Annotated in this window: 3 protein-coding genes and 2 pseudogenes; 4 read left to right on the plus strand and 1 reads right to left on the minus strand. The window is 67.9% G+C overall.

Annotation, left to right across the window (positions count from 1 at the left end; genetic code table 11):
• Positions 1 to 476, plus strand: a pseudogene (locus WB508_RS11425) (hypothetical protein); the annotation flags it as partial.
• A 10-nt stretch (positions 477 to 486) separates the two neighbouring features.
• Here WB508_RS11425 and WB508_RS11430 read toward each other — a convergent pair.
• On the minus strand, positions 487 to 1,545 hold the full coding sequence (locus WB508_RS11430; RefSeq protein ID WP_423845009.1) for a DNA polymerase domain-containing protein: 1,059 nt from the start codon (positions 1,543 to 1,545) through the stop codon (positions 487 to 489).
• 121 nt (positions 1,546 to 1,666) lie between these two features.
• Between WB508_RS11430 and WB508_RS11435 the strand changes: the two genes are divergently transcribed.
• The 3 genes and pseudogenes from WB508_RS11435 to WB508_RS11445 form a co-directional block, all read left to right on the plus strand.
• Complete coding sequence (locus WB508_RS11435; protein WP_423845010.1) at positions 1,667 to 2,902, plus strand: DUF2786 domain-containing protein; 1,236 nt, start codon at positions 1,667 to 1,669, stop codon at positions 2,900 to 2,902.
• A 57-nt stretch (positions 2,903 to 2,959) separates the two neighbouring features.
• On the plus strand, positions 2,960 to 3,640 hold the full coding sequence (locus WB508_RS11440; protein WP_423845011.1) for a helix-turn-helix transcriptional regulator: 681 nt from the start codon (positions 2,960 to 2,962) through the stop codon (positions 3,638 to 3,640).
• Positions 3,637 to 3,930 (plus strand): annotated as a pseudogene (locus tag WB508_RS11445) (Fe-S cluster assembly protein SufB); the annotation flags it as partial. The gene WB508_RS11440 and the pseudogene WB508_RS11445, both read left to right, overlap by 4 nt.

The raw sequence follows: 3,930 nt of genomic DNA on the forward strand, positions 1-3,930 counted from the left end.
AGCCAGCCATGGCCGCCGTAGCCGTCGACGAGGGTGCTGACGTGTCTCGCGACGCTGAGCGTCCGCCGCTGTCAGCCATGGACGAGGCCGTCACGGCCGCTGCCGACGAGGCCGAGAAAGCCGCCGCAAAGGCGCAGAAGGCTGAGGACAAGCAGAACGCACTCGAAGAGGCACAGGAGAACCCGCAGGACGTCGCGCGCAAGATGCTGCCCGACTACGGCTGGGACGCAGCACAGTTCTCCTGTCTGGACGCCTTGTACGTCGGCGAGAGCGGATGGGATCACACCGCCACCAATCCCTCGTCCGGTGCCTACGGCATCCCGCAGTCGCTGCCTGCGGACAAGATGGCGACGGCCGGCAAGGACTGGAAGTCGAACCCGGTCACCCAGATCCGCTGGGGCCTGGACTACATCAAGGCCTCCTACGGCACCCCGTGCTCAGCCAACGCTTTCAAGTCCGGCAACAACTGGTACTGAGCGACCTCGCTCACGTGTCTGGGCGAGCCTTGCTGGGTTGCACCCGCTTCGGCTCACCCGGCATCTTCGGGTAGTCCGGGGGATACGGCAACTCGCCGAGGCCGCGCTCGAGGTCGGCGTCCCAGAGGTCGAGCAGGGGCCGCAGCGAATGAGCAACGTCGTCGATCTCGGCGTGAGCATCGCCGCGGTCGGCCAGCAGGGCCGGCACGGTGTGCACCGTGAACTGGCGTGGATCGTCGGTCTCGGCCAGCTCGTGCCAGGTCAACGGCATCGACACGGGAGCGCCCGGCTTCGGCCGGACGGAGTAGGCCGAAGCGATCGTGCGGTCGCGGGCATTCTGGTTGAAGTCCACGAAGATGTTGTCGCCGCGCTCCTCCTTCCACCAGGCCGTCGTGACTCCCTCGGTGCGGCGCTCCAGCTCCCGCCCGACGGCGATGGCGGCGTGCCGCACGTCCGTGACGGTCCACCGTGGTTCGATCCGCACGTAGACGTGGACGCCGCGATTGCCGCTGGTCTTGCAGAACGCGCGGATCCCCACGTCGTCGAACAGCTGCTTCGCCACGCCTGCGACGCGTACGGAATCGCTGAAGGACGTGTCACCATGCGGGTCGAGGTCGATGCGCAGCTCGTCAGGGTGGTCGTTGTCGTCACGCCGCATGGGCCATGGGTGGAACGTGATGGCCCCCATGTGGGCGGCCCACACCACCGACGCCACCTCGGTGATGCACAGCTCATCGGCGCGCCGTCCCGACGGAAAGTTCACCCGGGCCGACTCGATGAACGCCGGGGCGCCGCGCATCATGCGCTTTTGGTAGAAGGCATCGCCCTTGCTGTCTTGCCGGGTGGAGAGCTCCATGCCCTCGCGCACGCCCTTGGGCCAGCGTTCCAGCGTGACCGGACGGTTCTTGAGCGCCCGGACGATGCCGTCGGCCACATCGGCGTAGTACTGGGCCACCATCTGTTTGGTGACCTCGGCCGAGAAGTCAGTGGCCTCGAAGATCACCCGGTCGGGGCTCGACACCCGCACGGACCTTCCCCCGGCCTCGATCTGCACCGCGTCGCTCGCCATGGGGCCAGCCTAGGGGCCTGTGGACGCCCGTGAGGTCCTTGTCAGACGTGGTTGCGAGGATCACTGCATGGGGACGAACAGCAGGACTGGCCGTGCGGCCGCGCACGGTTCACCTCACGCGATGACGCGGGCCGAGATCCTGGGTCTGATTCACACCGCCGTGCGGTACGCCGCGGTGTCGCAGCGGGTCGTGGCACCCAGGGTCGCCCAGCTCAATGCCCTCGGAGCAGTCTCGACGTCTGCCGACCTCGACCCTGCGGCGCTGGTCGTCGAGGAGGTGCTGTCCAGGATCAGCTCGGCGTGGGAAGACGGCTGGCAACCGCTCGATCTGGCGCACGCGGTCCGCCGCCACACATCGGCCGCCGGCGCCCGGTGGGTGGCTCGGGCGATCCTGATCGAGGCTGAGCAGACCTCGGCAGTGGAGCGCGCGCCCGAGCTCTGGGTCGATCAGCTTCGGTCCCTCACGGCTCGCCACCCTGGCACGGTCGGACCAGAGGGCCTCCTGGCCCGGCGTGGACGCGCTGATGTGGGGGTCTGGACCGTCGTGCTGGTGGTGCCCGACTTCCTGCACCTGTTGCCACGCTCAGAACACTTGATGGCTCCGCCCTCGCAGTGGGGTCATGCGCGGCGTCCCGCTGCGGCTCCGCGGCGGGCACGCCCCCAGCAGACCAAGATGCTGGCCAAGATCCGGGCCCTTCTGGCGAAGGCAGAGTCCACCGAGTTTCCCGCCGAGGCGGAGGCGTTCACCGCCAAGGCTCAGGATCTGATGACCCACCATGCGATCGACGAGGCACTCCTCGCCGACCAATCGGGAGAGTCGATCGAGGTGCACGGCATTCGGGTGCTGATCCACCATCCGTACGGTCTGGAGAAGGCCGCCCTGCTGGCCGTCATCGGCCGCGCCAACCGCACCCGCGCGATCTGGAACAGCTACGCGTCGTGCGTCACGCTCGTGGGTGTGCCCACCGACGTGGCCCAGGTCGACATGCTCTTCACCTCCACGCTGGTGCAGGCCACTCGCGCCATGACCCAGGCGGGCCGGGAGTCCCATGGCCGGGATCGTTCGTCGTCGTTCCGCAAGGCATTTCTCAGCGCCTACGCGGTGCGCATCGGTGAGCGACTCTCCCGCTCCTCCGACCACGCCGCGGAGACCTACGGCTCTGGGCTCGTCCCGGTGCTGCAGCACCAGGCCGTCGCCGTCGACGCTGCATTCGACCGACTGTTTCCTCACGTGACCACGCAACGAAGACGGCGCAACTTCGACGCGCGCGGGTGGGGCGCCGGAACTCGAGCAGCTGATGCCGCCGTGCTCCCAGCCGCAGAAGTCGGACCGTCGCAGCAGGAGGACCACGGGTAAGGCGGACCTTGCTTGAACGGGCGGAAGCATTAACGGCACACTGGTGTTGTGAAATACATGCGGGTGGAGGAGCAGACGTCGGTCGACGACGCTCCCACGCGCACGCGCGTCACCCGCGCGATCCTGGAGAACGGGCCATCCACGGCCGCCGACCTGGCGCACGAGCTGCATCTCACGTCGGCCGCGGTACGCCGTCATCTTGATCTGCTGGTCGCTGACGGCGCGGTGGAGCCGCGCGAGCAGCGCATCGTGGGCCAGCGAGGACGCGGACGCCCGGCCAAGGTCTTCGCGCTCACCGACGCAGGACGCGATCAGTTCAGCCAGTCCTACGACGAGCTCGCGGCGGGCGCGCTGCGCTACCTGCGGGACACCGGCGGCGAAGAAGCTGTCATGGCCTTCGCGCAGCACCGCATGGCTGATCTTGAGGAGCGGGTCCGCCCGCTGCTGGAGCAGGCCGAGCCGCACGAACGGGCCGGCGTGCTCGCCCAGTCACTCACCGCCGAAGGCTTTGCAGCCTCGGTCAGCTCCACCCCGGCTGGCGCCCAGATGTGCCAGCACCACTGCCCGGTTGCCCATGTGGCGGCCGAGTTCCCCCAGATGTGTGAGGCCGAGGCCGAGATGTTCTCGCGGCTGCTCGGTACTCACGTGCAACGCCTGGCGACCATTGCGCAAGGCAATGGCGTCTGCACCACTCACCTGCCGCATCCGACCACCCCAGCAGAGAGGTTGACCTCATGACGACCACATCACATGAGACTCCCAACGCCGTCGAGGAAGCCAATCCCGGCCTCAAGGACGTTGGCCGCTATGAGTTCGGCTGGTCCGACGCCAATGACGCCGGCGCCAACGTGCAGCGTGGCCTCAGCGAGAAGGTGGTGCGCAACATCTCCGCGCTCAAGAGCGAGCCGCAGTGGATGCTCGACCTGCGCCTCAAGGGACTGAAGCTGTTCGGTCGCAAGCCCATGCCCACCTGGGGCTCCGACCTCGGTGGCATCGACTTCGACAACATCAAGTACTTCGTGCGGTCC

Origin of the sequence: Aeromicrobium sp. (genome assembly GCF_049586495.1) — a bacterium.
Classification (GTDB): Bacteria; Actinomycetota; Actinomycetes; order Propionibacteriales; family Nocardioidaceae; genus Aeromicrobium.